The following is a 15,851-nucleotide window of genomic DNA, read 5'->3' as shown; positions in this document are numbered from 1 at the left end:
TCTGTCCGTCACAGCCGTGATATTCTTGCCGCTTGACTATTTTCGGTCACTTTCCCGGTTCAGAAACGTTCATTCTCATGACTATGTTGCAGCTCTATAAACGTTCACAGCATCTTATTGCTATAAGCATTCTTTTCTTCATTCTACTGCTGTCCAGCCAGTCATCAGCATTTGCGCGGGCGCAACAGAATGGTGAACTGCCGACAAAAGCGGATATTCAGAGCCAGTTGGATACGCTGAATAAACAAAAAGATCTTTCCGCGCAGGACAAACTGGTTCAGCAGGATCTCATCGATACTATCGCCACGCTGGATAAAATAGATCGCGTAAAAGATGAGACCGTACAGCTTCGTCAGAAAGTGGCTCAGGCGCCGGAGAAAATGCGCCAGGCAACGGATGCATTGAATTCGCTCAGCGATGTCGATAATGACGATGAAACGCGAAAAACGCTGAGTACGCTCTCTCTGCGTCAGCTTGAATCTCGTGTCGCCCAGGTGCTGGACGATCTGCAAAGCGCGCAAAACGACCTTGCCGCCTACAACAGTCAGTTGGTTTCGCTGCAAACGCAGCCAGAGCGCGTGCAAAATGCGATGTACACCGCATCACAGCAAATGCAGCAAATCCGTAATCGCCTGGATGGGACTAATGTGGGTGAGGCGGCATTACGCCCCAGCCAACAGGTGTTGCTGCAGGCGCAGCAAGCGTTGCTGAGCGCGCAGATCGATCAACAGCGTAAGAGTCTGGAAGGCAACACTGTTTTGCAGGATACCTTGCAGAAACAGCGTGATTATGTAACGGCGAATACGAATCGTCTTGAACATCAGCTTCAGTTGCTGCAGGAAGCGGTGAACAGCAAACGTCTGACGCTAACCGAAAAGACGGCGCAGGAAGCGGTAACACCAGACGAAGCGGCGCGTATCCAGACCAACCCGCTAGTTAAACAAGAACTTGATATTAACCATCAGCTCAGTCAGCGTCTGATATCTGCCACCGAAAACGGCAACGCGCTAATGCAGCAAAACATTAAAGTCAAAAACTGGCTTGATCGTGCGCTGCAATCCGAACGCAATATTAAAGAACAAATCGCCGTGCTGAAAGGCAGCCTGCTGTTGTCACGCATTCTGTACCAGCAACAGCAAACGCTGCCGTCGGCAGATGAACTTGCCGACATGACCAACCGTATTGCCGACTTACGTCTGGAACAATTCGAGGTCAACCAGCAGCGTGATGCGCTATTCCAGAATGATGCGTTTGTCGCCAAACTAGAAGAAGGGCACAGCAATGAAGTGAATGGCGAAGTCCATGATGCCCTGCTGCAGGTTGTGGATATGCGTCGTGAACTGTTGGATCAGCTCAATAAGCAGTTGGGTAACCAATTGATGATGGCCATTAACCTGCAAATTAATCAGCAGCAGTTAATGAGCGTATCGAAAAACCTGAAAGGGATCCTCACGCAGCAAATCTTCTGGGTAAACAGTAACCGCCCGATGGACTGGGACTGGATCAAGGCGTTCCCGCAAACGCTAAAAGACCAGTTTAAGTCGATGAAAATTACCGTGAACTGGGAGAAAGCCTGGCCGGCGGTATTCATTGCATTCCTGGCCGGTCTGCCGTTGCTGCTTATTGCCGGGCTCATCCGCTGGCGTCTGAAATGGCTGAAAGAGTATCAGGCAAAACTCGCCGCCGCGGTGGGTAACCTGCGTAATGACAGCCAGCTTAACACGCCAAAAGCGATACTGATTGATTTGATCAGAGCCTTGCCTGCGTGTCTGATTATTCTCGCCGTAGGCTTGATTCTGCTGACGATGCAATTAAACGTCAGCGATCTGCTGTGGGCATTCAGTAAGAAGATGACCGTTTTCTGGCTGGTGTTTGGTCTGTGCTGGAAGGTACTGGAAAAAGATGGCGTGGCGATACGTCATTTTGGCATGCCAGCGAAACAGACCAGCCACTGGCGTCGCCAGATTGTGCGTATTAGCCTTGCGCTGTTGCCGCTTAACTTCTGGTCGGTTATTGCTGAACTGTCGCCGCTTAATCTGATGGACGATGTATTAGGGCAAGTCGTTATTTTCTTTAACCTGCTGCTGATCGCCTTCCTGGTGTGGCCAATGTGCCGTGAAAGCTGGCGTGACAAAGAGTCGCACGGTCTGCGTCTGGTCACTATCACCGTACTGTCTATTATCCCGATTGCATTAATGGTGCTGACGGCGACCGGTTATTTCTACACCACGCTGCGCCTGGCCGGTCGTTGGATTGAAACGGTTTATCTGGTTATTGTCTGGAACCTGCTATACCAGACGGTGCTGCGTGGGTTGAGCGTGGCGGCACGCCGCATTGCCTGGCGGCGTGCGTTAGCGCGTCGTCAGAATCTGGTAAAAGAAGGGGCCGAAGGCGCAGAACCGCAGGAAGAACCGACCATCGCGCTGGAACAGGTAAACCAGCAAACGCTGCGTATTACGATGCTGTTGATGGTGGCACTGTTTGGTGTTCTGTTCTGGGCAATTTGGTCCGATCTGATCACCGTGTTTAGTTACCTCGACAGCATTACGCTTTGGCATTACAACGGTACTGAAGCGGGAGCTGCAGTGGTGAAAGATGTCACCATGGGTAGCCTGTTGTTTGCCATTATTGCCTCGATGGTGGCGTGGGCGTTGATCCGCAACTTACCCGGACTGCTGGAAGTGCTGGTACTGTCGCGACTCAAAATGCGCCAGGGGGCATCGTACGCGATCACCACGATCCTCAACTACGCGATCATCGCCATCGGCGCAATGACGGTCTTCGGATCGCGCGGTGTCTCGTGGGATAAACTGCAATGGCTGGCCGCCGCTCTGTCGGTTGGTTTGGGTTTTGGCTTGCAGGAAATCTTCGGTAACTTTGTTTCGGGTCTGATTATTCTGTTTGAACGCCCGGTGCGTATTGGCGATACGGTTACCATTGGTACGTTCTCCGGTACGGTCAGCAAGATCCGAATTCGTGCTACCACCATTACCGACTTCGATCGCAAAGAGGTGATCATCCCGAACAAAGCATTCGTGACGGAGCGTTTGATCAACTGGTCGCTCTCCGATACGACCACGCGTCTGGTGATCCGCATTGGCGTGGCCTATGGTTCGGATCTGGACAAAGTGAAGAAAGTGCTGCTGCAGGCGGCGATGGAGCACCCGAAAGTAATGCACGATCCGGAGCCTGCGGTGTTCTTTACCGCCTTCGGCGCCAGCACGCTGGATCATGAGCTGCGTTTATACGTGCGCGAACTGCGCGATCGTAGCCATACGGTTGATGAACTTAACCGTGCGGTCGATCGTTTGTGCCGTGAAAACGACATTGATATTGCCTTTAACCAACTCGAAGTGCACCTGCATAATGCGAAAGGTGACACCGTGACCGAGGTTAAGCGTGACATCATCAAAGGCGACGATCCGACGCCTTCTGTAGGTTAAGTTGCAATCAGGGTGGCAAATATGCCGCCCTGATTGCATTTAGTGCGTCAGCGCGACCAGTTCTTCCTGCGTCAGGCCCGTAAGGTGCGTAATCAGATCCGGTTCCAGGCCGCGGGCGAGCATTTTTTGTGCGATATTACGCGCTTCAACCTGCCGACCTTCTTCTAACCCTTTTTCCAGACCTTGCTGCATGCCTTCTGCTCTACCTTTTTCTTCCAACCATTCGGCAATTGTCATCAGCTGTTCCTTGTACTGTGGCGCACTCCGCGCCAGTTGGCGGACAAGTACGCCGGGTTCCGTGGTATTTCCTGCTTTAAGCATGTAATTAATCAAAACGTCGATTTGATATTCTGTCAGATGCTCTTGCGTTAAGAGCGTAATGAGTTGATCCAATAATTCGCTCAGATCCCGTCGACGAATATGTTTTTGCAGGAGTTCCAGCATCGCTACCCGTTGATGCTGCAGGATCTGATTATCTGGCATTACGGTCAGGTCTACCAGTGCAAATTCATTGCCATAAAGCGCTTTCGCAAGCTTTGGCTCGCTAAACAGGTGATGCCAGTTAAGGGTATAGGGCCACGGACTTTCCGTGCCATGGTAAAACAGGACAGGGACAACCAGAGGTAGCGTTTTATGCCCGGCGTTAAGGTGATTCTGCATGGCGGCAATAGCGTAGCGCATCAGGCGAAAGGCCATGAATTTATCGGGTTTGCTCTGATGTTCAATCAGCGCGTAAACGTAGCCGGGTCCATGTTTTGTTTGTAGGGAATAGAGGATATCTGAATAGCAGGTGCGTAAATCGTCCTCAATAAAGCTGCCTGATTCCAGCGTTAATGTCGCCATATCGCATATATTGAGAAATGCTTCAGGCAAATGGATTTGCAAAAAATCTCGGGCGACCTCTTTTTGCGTCAGCATTTGCCGAAAGACCGCATCGTGCGGTGTGGTGGGGAGTCGTTCCATGATCGGTCCGTTATCGTCGTTATGTTGCGACGACTCTGACACCGAAGCCAATGGCAGACCAGAGGGCAATTAATCAGTTTGCGAGGAGTCTTCCGCCGTTTTAAGTTTGTTTTCATAATCATGCATAACGATCTCCAGCGCGCGTAGCACTGTGCGCGCTGGTAGTTGATTCTCTTCAAGTAAAACAATCAAATCGACGGCCAGTTTGACCTCGTCCGGGGCGTTCTCTAATGACATAAATTCTCCGGGGATTAACGGGTTAAACGCGCCAGCACGTTTTCTATTCTTGCCAGCGCATGACGGCAGCGCGCCAGTCGTGCTTCGAACGCCTCGACTTCTCGGTGCAGCTTTTGCTGCTCCTCAAACCCCGAGGCCTGAGCTAATCGCTCTTTACGTTTACGTGTCATCTCAACCAGACGCCGTTCAAATTCCTGATGCTGAACGCGTTTACGCTGCCAGCGGGCAAGACCCGGCGAGGCGCTGTCCCACTCGCGGAGCGACCAGGTGGCGGATTCGCGTGAAATCGCCTCTAACTGTGAGGCGAGATGCTCTGCAAGCCAGGCAATTTGCGGCAATTGTTGCTGCTCAACGGCACGACGCAGGGCGGCAAGATTATCGTCAGCTTCATCCAGGTAAGCCTGCAGCAGCGTGCTGCGAGTACGAAAAAGATGCCTGTCAAAGCGGGCGCTGAGCGTTGCGTGATGAGCAAAAGGCGCACATTGCTGGCGCAGGGTGTTGAGTTGACTTTCGAGCTTCTGTAGTAGCATGACGGTTTTCACGACAACACTCCGATGAAAATGAGAACTGTTATGCTAAAATAGCGATTCTCTGTGTTAAGTACTCATACTATGCAACGCATTATTCTAATCATCATTGGCTGGATAGCGGTAGTGTTAGGCACGCTGGGCGTTGTATTGCCACTGTTGCCGACCACGCCATTTATCCTGCTGGCCGCCTGGTGTTTTGCTCGTTCATCGCCTCGCTTTCACGCCTGGCTGCTTTATCGTTCGTGGTTCGGCGGTTATTTGCGTCACTGGCAAAAACACCGCGCGATGCCGCCGGGAGCCAAGCCTCGCGCTATTTTATTGATCGTGCTGACATTTAGCGTTTCATTGTGGTTCGTGACTATGTTGTGGGTTCGCGTACTGCTGCTGGTGATGCTCGCCTGTTTGCTGATTTTTATGTGGCGAATCCCGGTGGTTGATGAAAAGCAACAAAAGCACTGAAGCACAATAATCGCTGTTGCAATTGTCTCTCACAGTCAGTAAATTCGACCGTTTTCGAGCACAGGCGCAGATGGTCAAAGGTTAAGCAAGTGTAACCCTGGCCCTAATATAGACACAAAATCATTCAAGATACGTCGAGGATGAAGTGTATAGTGCGCCGTGAAGTAATACTGTATCAATCAGGCACAAACTTATGACCGCGACTGCACAGCAGCTTGAGTTTCTCAAAAATAGCATCAAAAGCATCCACGATTACCCAAAACCGGGCATTCTTTTCCGTGATGTCACCAGTTTACTGGAAGATCCGAAAGCCTACGCCCTTAGCATTGAATTGCTGGTTGAACGCTATAAAGATGCGGGTATCACTAAAGTGGTTGGCACCGAAGCGCGTGGCTTCCTGTTTGGCGCGCCGGTAGCGTTGGGTCTGGGCGTCGGCTTTGTTCCGGTACGTAAACCGCGTAAGCTTCCGCGTGAAGTGATTGCTGAGAGCTATGAGCTGGAATACGGCACCGATCAGCTGGAAATTCACGTTGATGCCATCAAACCGGGCGATAAAGTCCTGGTTGTGGACGACCTGCTGGCAACCGGCGGCACGATTGAAGCGACCGTGAAGTTGATCCGCCGTCTGGGTGGCGAAGTAACCGATGCTGCCTTTATCATTAACCTGTTTGATCTGGGCGGCGAACAGCGCCTGGAAAAACAGGGGCTGACCTGTTATAGCCTGGTGCCTTTTCCAGGGCACTAATCAGTTAAGCAGTACCTGACGACACAACCTCGCCGTTGCTGCGAGGTTGTGTTAGCATTACCCTCCTGTGAATCCACCCTCCAGCCTTTCAGAGCCTGCCAATGAGTTATCAGGTCTTAGCCCGAAAATGGCGCCCACAAACCTTTGCTGACGTCGTCGGCCAGGAACATGTGCTGACGGCACTGGCGAACGGCTTGTCGTTAGGGCGTATTCATCATGCTTATTTGTTTTCCGGCACCCGTGGCGTCGGAAAAACCTCTATCGCCCGTTTGCTGGCGAAGGGATTAAACTGTGAAACCGGCATCACCGCTACGCCGTGCGGCGTGTGCGATAACTGTCGGGAAATTGAGCAGGGGCGTTTTGTCGATTTGATTGAAATCGATGCCGCCTCACGCACCAAAGTCGAAGACACACGCGATCTGCTGGATAACGTCCAGTACGCGCCTGCGCGCGGCCGTTTTAAGGTCTATTTGATCGACGAAGTGCACATGCTGTCGCGGCACAGTTTTAACGCCCTGCTGAAAACGCTCGAAGAGCCGCCCGCGCACGTCAAGTTCCTGCTGGCGACCACCGATCCGCAGAAGCTGCCGGTGACCATTCTGTCGCGCTGTCTGCAATTCCACCTTAAAGCGCTGGATGTCGAACAGATTCGCCATCAGCTTGAGCATATTCTCAAAGAAGAGCATATCGCTCATGAACCACGCGCGCTGCAACTGCTGGCCCGCGCCGCGGACGGCAGCCTGCGCGATGCGCTGAGTTTGACCGATCAGGCGATCGCCAGCGGCGATGGTCAGGTCTCGACCGGCGCGGTCAGCACCATGCTCGGCACGCTGGACGACGACCAGGCGCTCTCGCTTGTTGAAGCAGTTGTGGCCGCCGACGGCGAACGCGTGATGACATTGGTGAACGACGCCGCCGCGCGCGGTATTGAGTGGGAAGCGCTGCTGGTTGAGATGTCGGCTTTGCTGCATCGTATAGCCATGGTTCAGCTTTCACCTGCCGCGCTCGGCAGCGATATGGCCGCCATTGAACAGCGTATGCGTGAACTGGCGCGAATCGTCCCGCCAACCGATGTGCAGCTTTACTACCAGACCCTGTTAATCGGGCGCAAAGAACTGCCGTATGCGCCGGACAGGCGAATGGGCGTCGAAATGACACTGCTGCGTGCGCTGGCTTTTCATCCGCGCATGCCGCTTCCGGAACCTGAAGTCCCGCGCCAGTCGTTTGCCCCGGTCGCACCCACAGCGGTGATGACCCCGACGCAGGTGCCACAGCAGCAGCCTGCGCCAGCGCAACAAAATGTGCCGCTCTCCGACGCCACCAGCCAGGTGCTGGCGGCACGCAGCCAGTTGCAACGCGCTCAGGGAGCAACCAAAGCAAAAAAGAGTGAACCGGCAGCCGCTTCCCGCGCGCGGCCGGTGAATAATGCTGCGCTGGAAAGACTGGCTTCGGTGTCGGAACGTGTTCAGGCGCGTCCGGCAGTCTCTGCGCTGGAAAAAGCACCGGCGAAGAAAGAAGCGTATCGCTGGAAAGCGACCAATCCTGTTGCAGAAGTCAAAGAAGTCATCGCCACGCCGAAAGCGCTGAAAAAAGCGCTTGAGCATGAAAAAACGCCGGAACTGGCGGCAAAGCTTGCGGCTGAAGCCATTGAACGCGACCCGTGGGCCGCCCAGGTGAGCCAGCTCTCGCTGCCTAAACTGGTGGAGCAGGTGGCGCTTAATGCCTGGAAAGAAGAGAATGGCAACGTGGTTTGCCTGCACCTGCGTTCCACGCAGCGACACCTTAATTCCAGCGGCGCGCAGCAAAAACTGGCCGAAGCATTGAGTACCTTAACAGGGTCAACGGTTGAATTGACCATCGTTGAAGATGATAATCCCGCGGTGCGCACGCCGCTGGAGTGGCGTCAGGCTATTTATGAAGAGAAGCTCGCGCAGGCGCGTGAGTCGATTATTGCGGATAATAACATCCAGACGCTGCGTCGTTTTTTCGATGCGGAGCTGGACGAAGAAAGTATTCGCCCCATTTGATCGTCAGCCTAATGGTTTGACGGTCGTCATCCCTTAACGTGATTGAGAGAGAAGCCTATGTTTGGTAAAGGCGGTCTGGGTAACCTGATGAAACAGGCCCAGCAGATGCAAGAAAAAATGCAGCAGATGCAGGAAGAAGTCGCCAAGCTGGAAGTGACCGGCGAATCTGGCGCGGGTCTGGTAAAAGTGACCATCAACGGCGCGCATAACTGCCGTCGCGTGGAGATCGATCCAAGCCTGTTGGAAGATGACAAAGAGATGCTGGAAGACCTGGTTGCTGCGGCATTCAACGACGCGGCGCGTCGTATTGAAGAGACGCAGAAAGAGAAGATGGCTTCTGTTTCCTCCGGAATGCAGCTGCCGCCTGGCTTTAAGATGCCGTTCTGATGCAAACCAGCCCGCTGTTAACTCAGCTTATGGAAGCACTGCGCTGTCTGCCGGGCGTTGGCCCGAAGTCGGCGCAGCGCATGGCGTTCACGCTACTTCAGCGCGATCGCAGCGGCGGGATGCGTCTGGCACAGGCGTTAACGAAGGCGATGTCGGAAATCGGCCACTGTGCCGATTGCCGCACCTTCACAGAGCAGGACGTCTGCAACATCTGCTCGAACCCGCGTCGCCAGGAAAACGGTCAGATTTGCGTGGTGGAGAGTCCGGCGGACATCTACGCCATTGAGCAAACCGGGCAATTTTCCGGACGTTACTTCGTGCTGATGGGACACCTGTCGCCGCTGGACGGTATCGGGCCTGATGATATCGGGCTGGATCGTCTCGAACAGCGGCTGGCGTCTGAGCAAATCAACGAACTGATCCTCGCGACCAATCCCACGGTCGAAGGAGAGGCGACCGCCAACTATATTGCTGAGCTTTGCATGCAATATGGCGTTGAAGCCAGCCGTATCGCCCATGGCGTTCCGGTAGGCGGCGAGCTGGAAATGGTCGATGGCACCACGCTGTCGCACTCTCTGGCAGGACGACACAAGATTAAATTCTGAACAAACGGAGGCCGCGACGGCGGCTTCCGCTTGAAATCCTTCCCGCTTGTCCCCATTTCACCCTCAACGTGTTTTTACCATTGAAAATGGCATTGTTGAGGTAGATCTACATGAAAGGACAAGAAACTCGTGGTTTTCAGTCAGAAGTAAAACAGCTTCTGCACCTGATGATCCATTCTCTGTATTCCAATAAAGAAATCTTCCTGCGTGAGCTTATCTCTAACGCCTCGGATGCGGCAGACAAGCTGCGTTTCCGCGCACTGTCTAACCCGGACCTGTATGAAGGTGACGGTGAGCTGCGTGTGCGTGTTTCCTTCGATAAAGATAAGCGTACGTTGACTATTGCCGATAACGGCGTGGGGATGAACCGTGATGACGTTATCGATCATCTGGGGACCATTGCGAAATCCGGCACCAAATCTTTCCTCGAATCCATGGGCTCCGATCAGGCGAAAGACAGCCAGTTGATCGGCCAGTTCGGGGTTGGCTTCTACTCAGCCTTCATCGTGGCGGACAAAGTCACCGTGCGTACCCGTGCTGCGGGTGATAAACCGGAAAACGGCGTGTTCTGGGAGTCTGCGGGCGAGGGTGAGTACACCGTTGCTGATATCACCAAAGAAGACCGTGGTACCGAAATTACTCTGCATCTGCGCGAAGGCGAAGACGAGTTCCTCGATGACTGGCGCGTACGTTCCATCATCAGCAAATATTCCGACCATATCGCGTTGCCGGTCGAGATCGAAAAATCCGAAGAGAAAGACGGCGAGACCGTGGTTTCCTGGGAAAAGATCAACAAAGCGCAGGCGCTGTGGACGCGTAACAAGTCGGAAATCAAAGACGACGAGTACAACGAATTCTATAAGCATATCGCCCACGATTTCACCGATCCTCTGACCTGGAGCCACAACCGTGTGGAAGGTAAGCAGGAGTACACCAGCCTGCTGTATATCCCGTCGCAGGCGCCGTGGGATATGTGGAACCGCGATCACAAGCATGGTCTGAAACTGTACGTCCAGCGTGTATTCATCATGGACGATGCCGAGCAGTTCATGCCGAACTACCTGCGCTTTGTGCGCGGTCTGATAGATTCCAACGATCTGCCGCTGAACGTCTCCCGTGAGATCCTGCAGGACAGCACCGTCACCCGTAACCTGCGTAGCGCGCTGACCAAACGCGTACTGCAGATGCTGGAAAAACTGGCGAAAGACGACGCGGAAAAATACCAGACCTTCTGGAAACAGTTCGGTCTGGTGCTGAAAGAAGGCCCGGCTGAAGATCATGCCAACCAGGAAACTATCGCCAAACTGATGCGCTTCGCGTCTACGCACACTGACTCTTCCGCACAGACCGTATCTCTGGAAGACTACGTTGCGCGGATGAAAGAAGGGCAGGAGAAAATCTACTACATCACCGCAGACAGCTATGCGGCGGCGAAGAGCAGCCCGCACCTGGAACTGCTGCGTAAGAAAGGCATCGAAGTGTTGCTGCTTTCTGACCGCATCGATGAGTGGATGATGAACTACCTGACCGAGTTCGATGGCAAACCGTTCCAGTCTGTGGCCAAAGCCGACGAGTCCATCGACAAACTGGCAGATGAAGTTGACGAATCGGCAAAAGAAGCGGAAAAAGCGCTGACGCCGTTCGTTGAGCGCGTGAAAACGTTGCTGGGCGATCGCGTAAAAGAAGTGCGCCTGACTCACCGTCTGACCGACACACCGGCTATCGTCACCACGGATGCGGATGAAATGAGCACCCAGATGGCGAAACTGTTCGCCGCTGCGGGCCAGGCCGTACCGGAAGTGAAATATATCTTTGAGCTGAACCCGGACCACGTGCTGGTAAAACGCACGGCGGATACCCAGGACGAAGCGCAGTTCAAAGAGTGGGTTGAACTGCTGCTGGATCAGGCGCTGTTCGCTGAGCGCGGCACGCTGGAAGATCCGAACCAGTTCATCCGTCGCATGAACCAGTTGCTGGTGTCCTGATACCCGTAATGTAATGCCGGATGGCGCTAGCGCTTATCCGGCCTACAGTATCTCGTAATAGTAGGCCGGATACGGTGTTTACACCGCCATCCGGCTTTTTTTCGCCTTCTGAACTCAATTTTCCATCATTAACCGTTTCAGCGCGGGTGGCTTCCTTGAGCCAATTGCGTGATGGTGGTATCGTTTAGCGCTTTTTAAAAAATATCGACAACCTTTAAGGGGATTTTCGTAATGCGTATCATTCTGCTTGGCGCTCCGGGCGCGGGTAAAGGAACTCAGGCTCAGTTCATCATGGAGAAGTATGGTATTCCGCAAATCTCCACCGGTGATATGCTGCGTGCCGCCGTGAAATCTGGCTCCGAGCTGGGCAAACAAGCGAAAGACATCATGGACGCCGGTAAGCTGGTGACTGATGAGCTGGTGATCGCGCTGGTAAAAGAGCGTATTGCTCAGGAAGACTGCCGTAATGGTTTCCTGCTCGATGGCTTCCCGCGTACTATTCCGCAGGCAGATGCCATGAAAGAAGCGGGCATCAACGTGGACTACGTTCTGGAGTTTGACGTACCTGACGAGCTGATTGTTGACCGTATTGTAGGTCGTCGCGTACACGCTGCTTCTGGCCGCGTTTACCACATCAAATTCAACCCGCCTAAGGTTGAAGGCAAAGACGACGTGACCGGCGAAGAGCTGACCACCCGTAAAGACGATCAGGAAGAGACCGTACGCAAGCGCCTGGTGGAATACCATCAGATGACCGCGCCGCTGATCGGCTACTACTCTAAAGAAGCGCAGGCGGGTAACACCAAATACGCGAAAGTTGACGGCACTCAGGCCGTGGCTGACGTTCGCGCAGCGCTGGAAAAAATCCTCGGTTAATTTTTTCGCGTAATAAACCTCTTATCAGGCCTGCCATTATCTCGTAGGCCTGATAAGCGCGGCGCCATCAGGCAACTTCTCGTCTTACCTCTCACAGCAATTAGTTCTTCTTTATCGCTTTTCCGCTACAATTATCAACAATTTGAATCGATAAGAGGCGGTAATGCGTCAGACGAAAACCGGTATCCTGCTGGCAAACCTCGGCACTCCCGATGCCCCAACCCCCGAAGCCGTTAAGCGCTACCTGCGCCAGTTTTTAAGCGATCCACGCGTAGTCGATACGTCCCCTGCACTGTGGTGGCCACTGCTGCGCGGTGTGATTTTGCCGCTGCGAGCGCCGCGTGTGGCAAAGCTGTACCAGTCAATCTGGATGGAAGACGGTTCCCCGCTGATGGTCTACAGCAAGGCGCAACAGCAGGCGCTGGCACAACGTCTGCCTGATACGCCTGTCGCGCTGGGGATGAGCTACGGTTCGCCGTCGCTCGAAAGCGCGGTCGATGAACTGTTGGCAAGCGGAGTAGAACACATGGTGGTGTTACCGCTGTACCCGCAATATTCCTGTTCGACAGTGGCGGCAGTCTGGGACGAGCTGGCGCGCATCTTAGCGCGTAAACGCGGTATTCCCGGCGTCTCTTTTATTCGTGATTACGCCGATGACAGCAGCTACATAGATGCGCTGGCCAAGAGTGCCCGGGATTCATTTGCTCAACATGGCGAACCTGATTTGCTGCTGCTTTCCTATCACGGCATTCCGCAGCGCTACGCCGATGAAGGCGATGACTACCCGCAGCGCTGTCGCGATACGACGCGTGAGCTGGTTTCAGCGCTTGGTCTGCCGCCGGAAAAAGTCATGATGACCTTCCAGTCTCGCTTTGGCCGCGAACCCTGGCTGACGCCGTATACCGACGAAACGTTAAAAATGCTGGCGGAGAAAGGAACCCGACATATCCAGGTTATGTGTCCGGGCTTCGCGGCTGATTGTCTCGAAACGCTGGAAGAGATAGCGGTGCAAAACCGGGAAATTTTCCTTGAGGCTGGCGGTAAGCAATATGAGTATATTCCGGCGCTTAATGCCACACCGGAACATATCGAAATGATGGTTAAACTGACCGCCGCCTACCGTTAAAGCTGGGCTCTGAAATAACGAGCGCCTTCCCGCAATGCATCATCGGCGGTTTTCATCATTCGCGAATAGTGCAGGAAGGCGTGCAGCGTACCGGGATACATTTTGTACTGGCAGGGCTGCTGATGCGCCTGTAACGTCTGGAATAATAAGCGGCTATCGTCGATCAGCGGATCGAACTCCGCACCGGCGATAAAACACGGCGGCACGTCACGTGTCAGATCGTTATTAAACAGGCAATAGTACGGTGACTCGCGATCGTCAGCGCTACGTAGGTACGCGTTTTCATACATCTGCAAATCCTCGCGGGTTAACCCATCCCACGCTCCGCCCATCAGCCGTCGGCTCAGTGAATCTTGCAGCCCGTAAAGCCCATACCACAACAGCACGCCAGCCACCTTGCCGCAGACAATGCGTTTATCCCGCAGCCACAGCGCGCTGGCAAGCGCCAGCATGGCTCCGGCGGAATCGCCCGCAAAACCAATCGTATTGATATTGAGGGAATAGTCGCCAGCATGTTGATGATAGTACTGGCAAACGGCGACGATCTCTTCGATGGCTTGTGGGTAGCGGGCCTCCGGCGCCAGCGAATAGTCGATGCCGATCACCGTGCACTGGGTGTAATGCGCCAGTAAACGCATAATACGGTCGTGGGTATCGAGATTACCGAGAATAAAACCGCCGCCGTGCAGGTAATACAGCGTCGCCTGGCTTTGGGGCTGCGGAGCGTAGATGCGTGTGGCAACGGGGCCGCACGCGGTAGAAATCACGCATTCGCGGGTATGCATCTGCGGGGCATCGGCATTCCACAGCTGCCGCTCATGAATGTAGTGTTGGCGCTGGGCCACAAAGTCATCGGCAGCGGGCCACGGCGGCAAGTCGTCGCGATGAAAATTCACCACGCTTTTCATTTCATCCGAAATTTTGTCGAGTACGGGGATTTTGTTTTCCGGCTTCATAAAACGCTCCTTGTGAAGGTGAGTTATTGTAGAAATTAATCCCGGATAAACTGCGATCTCACCGTCCGATATTGAAACTCAGCGCCGCATCGCATGCGCAGCAGGGAATGTGCTACCATGCATCGCTCAGTTAACCACCCGTAAAATCGACCATGAAATTTCCCGGTAAACGTAAATCCAAACACTATTTTCCCGTCAGCGCGCGCGATCCGTTGCTGCAACAAATTCAGCCAGAAAATGAAACCAGCGCAGCCTGGGTTGTCGGTATCGACCAGACGCTGGTAGATATTGAAGCCAAAGTGGATGATGATTTTGTAAAACGTTATGGATTAAGCGCCGGGCACTCTCTGGTGATTGAAGATGATGTTGCGGAAGCGCTCTACCAGGAGCTGGTACGCGAAAACCTGATCACCCATCAGTTTGCAGGTGGCACCATCGGTAACACTATGCATAACTACTCCGTGCTGGCAGATGACCGTTCGGTACTGTTGGGGGTGATGTGCAGTAATATCGAAATTGGTAGCTACGCGTATCGCTATTTATGCAACACCTCCAGCCGCACCGATTTGAACTATCTACAGGGTGTAGATGGCCCTATTGGCCGCTGCTTTACGCTGATTGGTGAATCCGGCGAACGCACATTTGCCATCAGCCCTGGTCACATGAACCAACTGCGCGCGGATAGCATCCCTGAATCAGTCATTGCCGGGGCTTCCGCGCTGGTGCTGACCTCCTATCTGGTGCGCTGTAAGCCGGGCGAACCGATGCCGGAAGCGACCATGAAGGCGATTGAATACGCTAAAAAACACAATGTGCCGGTGGTACTGACGCTGGGCACCAAATTCGTTATTGCGGATAACCCGCAGTGGTGGCAGGCATTCCTCAAAGAGAATGTCTCTATTCTGGCGATGAACGAAGAAGAAGCCGAAGCGTTGACCGGCGAGAACGATCCGCTGCTGGCGTCTGACAAGGCGCTGGACTGGGTGGATCTGGTGCTGTGTACTGCGGGTCCGGCAGGTCTGTATATGGCCGGCTTTACTGAAGAAGAGGCGAAACGCAAAACTCAGCATCCACTGCTGCCAGGGGCGATTGCCGAATTCAACCAGTACGAGTTTAGTCGCGCCATGCGCCATAAAGACTGTACTAATCCGCTGCGTGTGTATTCGCACATCGCACCGTATATGGGCGGGCCAGAAAAGATCATGAATACCAACGGTGCTGGCGACGGCGCACTGGCGGCATTGCTGCATGATATTACCGCCAACAGCTATCACCGCGGTAATGTGCCCAACTCCAGTAAGCACAAATATACCTGGCTGACTTATTCATCTTTAGCCCAGGTGTGTAAATATGCCAACCGCGTGAGTTATCAGGTGCTGAACCAGCATTCCCCGCGTCTGACGCGGGGTTTGCCGGAACGTGAAGACAGCCTCGAAGAGTCGTACTGGGATCGCTGAGTTCTTGCCCGATGGCGCTACGCTTATCGGGCCTACGCGTAGCAATATGTGGGCC

Annotated in this window: 14 protein-coding genes and 1 other annotated feature; of the genes, 10 read left to right on the top strand and 4 right to left on the bottom strand. The window is 53.7% G+C overall.

The features are described 5' to 3' along the window. Positions 1 to 77 precede the first annotated feature (77 nt). A complete protein-coding gene (mscK, locus tag HV041_RS14755; RefSeq protein WP_182294239.1) occupies positions 78 to 3,443 on the top strand; it encodes a mechanosensitive channel MscK in 3,366 nt (1,121 codons plus the stop codon). A 39-nt stretch (positions 3,444 to 3,482) separates the two neighbouring features. Here mscK and HV041_RS14750 read toward each other — a convergent pair whose 3' ends face one another. The 3 genes from HV041_RS14750 to priC form a co-directional block, all read right to left on the bottom strand. Then, positions 3,483 to 4,406 (bottom strand): Rpn family recombination-promoting nuclease/putative transposase, encoded by a 924-nt coding sequence (locus tag HV041_RS14750; protein ID WP_048212407.1) that lies wholly within the window; start codon positions 4,404 to 4,406, stop codon positions 3,483 to 3,485. A 69-nt stretch (positions 4,407 to 4,475) separates the two neighbouring features. Beyond that, positions 4,476 to 4,643: a pleiotropic regulatory protein RsmS gene (gene rsmS / locus HV041_RS14745; RefSeq protein ID WP_075551398.1), complete on the bottom strand. Its 168-nt coding sequence runs from the start codon at positions 4,641 to 4,643 to the stop codon at positions 4,476 to 4,478. A gap of 14 nt (positions 4,644 to 4,657) precedes the next feature. Continuing rightward, positions 4,658 to 5,185 (bottom strand): primosomal replication protein N'', encoded by a 528-nt coding sequence (gene priC / locus HV041_RS14740; protein WP_165712233.1) that lies wholly within the window; start codon positions 5,183 to 5,185, stop codon positions 4,658 to 4,660. A 69-nt stretch (positions 5,186 to 5,254) separates the two neighbouring features. Here priC and HV041_RS14735 point away from each other — a divergent pair, with 69 nt between their 5' ends. From HV041_RS14735 to hemH, 8 genes are all read left to right on the top strand, one after another. Beyond that, complete coding sequence (locus HV041_RS14735) at positions 5,255 to 5,632, top strand: DUF454 family protein (protein ID WP_121584307.1); 378 nt, start codon at positions 5,255 to 5,257, stop codon at positions 5,630 to 5,632. A 193-nt stretch (positions 5,633 to 5,825) separates the two neighbouring features. Continuing rightward, the gene (gene apt, locus HV041_RS14730) at positions 5,826 to 6,377 is read left to right on the top strand and encodes an adenine phosphoribosyltransferase (RefSeq protein ID WP_005125198.1); all 552 of its coding nucleotides are present in this window, start codon (positions 5,826 to 5,828) and stop codon (positions 6,375 to 6,377) included. A 101-nt stretch (positions 6,378 to 6,478) separates the two neighbouring features. After that, positions 6,479 to 8,404, top strand: coding sequence for a DNA polymerase III subunit gamma/tau (dnaX, locus tag HV041_RS14725; RefSeq protein ID WP_101741780.1), 1,926 nt, complete (start codon positions 6,479 to 6,481; stop codon positions 8,402 to 8,404). Continuing rightward, positions 7,737 to 7,801 (top strand) — a sequence feature (DnaX frameshifting element). (Overlaps the previous gene by 65 nt.) Before the next feature lie 57 nt (positions 8,405 to 8,461). After that, positions 8,462 to 8,791: a YbaB/EbfC family nucleoid-associated protein gene (locus HV041_RS14720; RefSeq protein ID WP_003021764.1), complete on the top strand. Its 330-nt coding sequence runs from the start codon at positions 8,462 to 8,464 to the stop codon at positions 8,789 to 8,791. Beyond that, positions 8,791 to 9,396 (top strand): recombination mediator RecR, encoded by a 606-nt coding sequence (recR, locus tag HV041_RS14715; protein ID WP_003021767.1) that lies wholly within the window; start codon positions 8,791 to 8,793, stop codon positions 9,394 to 9,396. The genes HV041_RS14720 and recR overlap by 1 nt, the downstream gene beginning before the upstream one ends. A gap of 110 nt (positions 9,397 to 9,506) precedes the next feature. Continuing rightward, a complete protein-coding gene (gene htpG / locus HV041_RS14710) occupies positions 9,507 to 11,381 on the top strand; it encodes a molecular chaperone HtpG (protein WP_048212404.1) in 1,875 nt (624 codons plus the stop codon). A gap of 231 nt (positions 11,382 to 11,612) precedes the next feature. Further along, positions 11,613 to 12,257 carry an adenylate kinase gene (gene adk, locus HV041_RS14705; protein WP_003021773.1) on the top strand — a complete coding sequence of 215 codons (645 nt, stop codon included), beginning with the start codon at positions 11,613 to 11,615 and terminating at the stop codon, positions 12,255 to 12,257. A 163-nt stretch (positions 12,258 to 12,420) separates the two neighbouring features. Beyond that, positions 12,421 to 13,383 (top strand): ferrochelatase, encoded by a 963-nt coding sequence (gene hemH / locus HV041_RS14700; RefSeq protein ID WP_003021775.1) that lies wholly within the window; start codon positions 12,421 to 12,423, stop codon positions 13,381 to 13,383. Here the strand turns inward: hemH and aes are convergent. Next, entirely contained in the window at positions 13,380 to 14,339 is a 960-nt protein-coding gene (gene aes / locus HV041_RS14695) for an acetyl esterase (RefSeq protein WP_121584308.1), read from the bottom strand. The genes hemH and aes overlap by 4 nt on opposite strands. Before the next feature lie 152 nt (positions 14,340 to 14,491). On the opposite strand from aes, the gene gsk reads away from it, so the two are divergent. Continuing rightward, the gene (gene gsk, locus HV041_RS14690; RefSeq protein WP_121584309.1) at positions 14,492 to 15,796 is read left to right on the top strand and encodes an inosine/guanosine kinase; all 1,305 of its coding nucleotides are present in this window, start codon (positions 14,492 to 14,494) and stop codon (positions 15,794 to 15,796) included. Positions 15,797 to 15,851 lie beyond the last annotated feature (55 nt).

The sequence above is a fragment of the Citrobacter sp. RHBSTW-00029 genome, from assembly GCF_014104295.1.
Taxonomy (GTDB): Bacteria; Pseudomonadota; Gammaproteobacteria; order Enterobacterales; family Enterobacteriaceae; genus Citrobacter; species Citrobacter youngae.
Note: the sequence above shows the minus strand (reverse complement) of the source record. Positions and strands in the feature narration are given on the sequence as shown.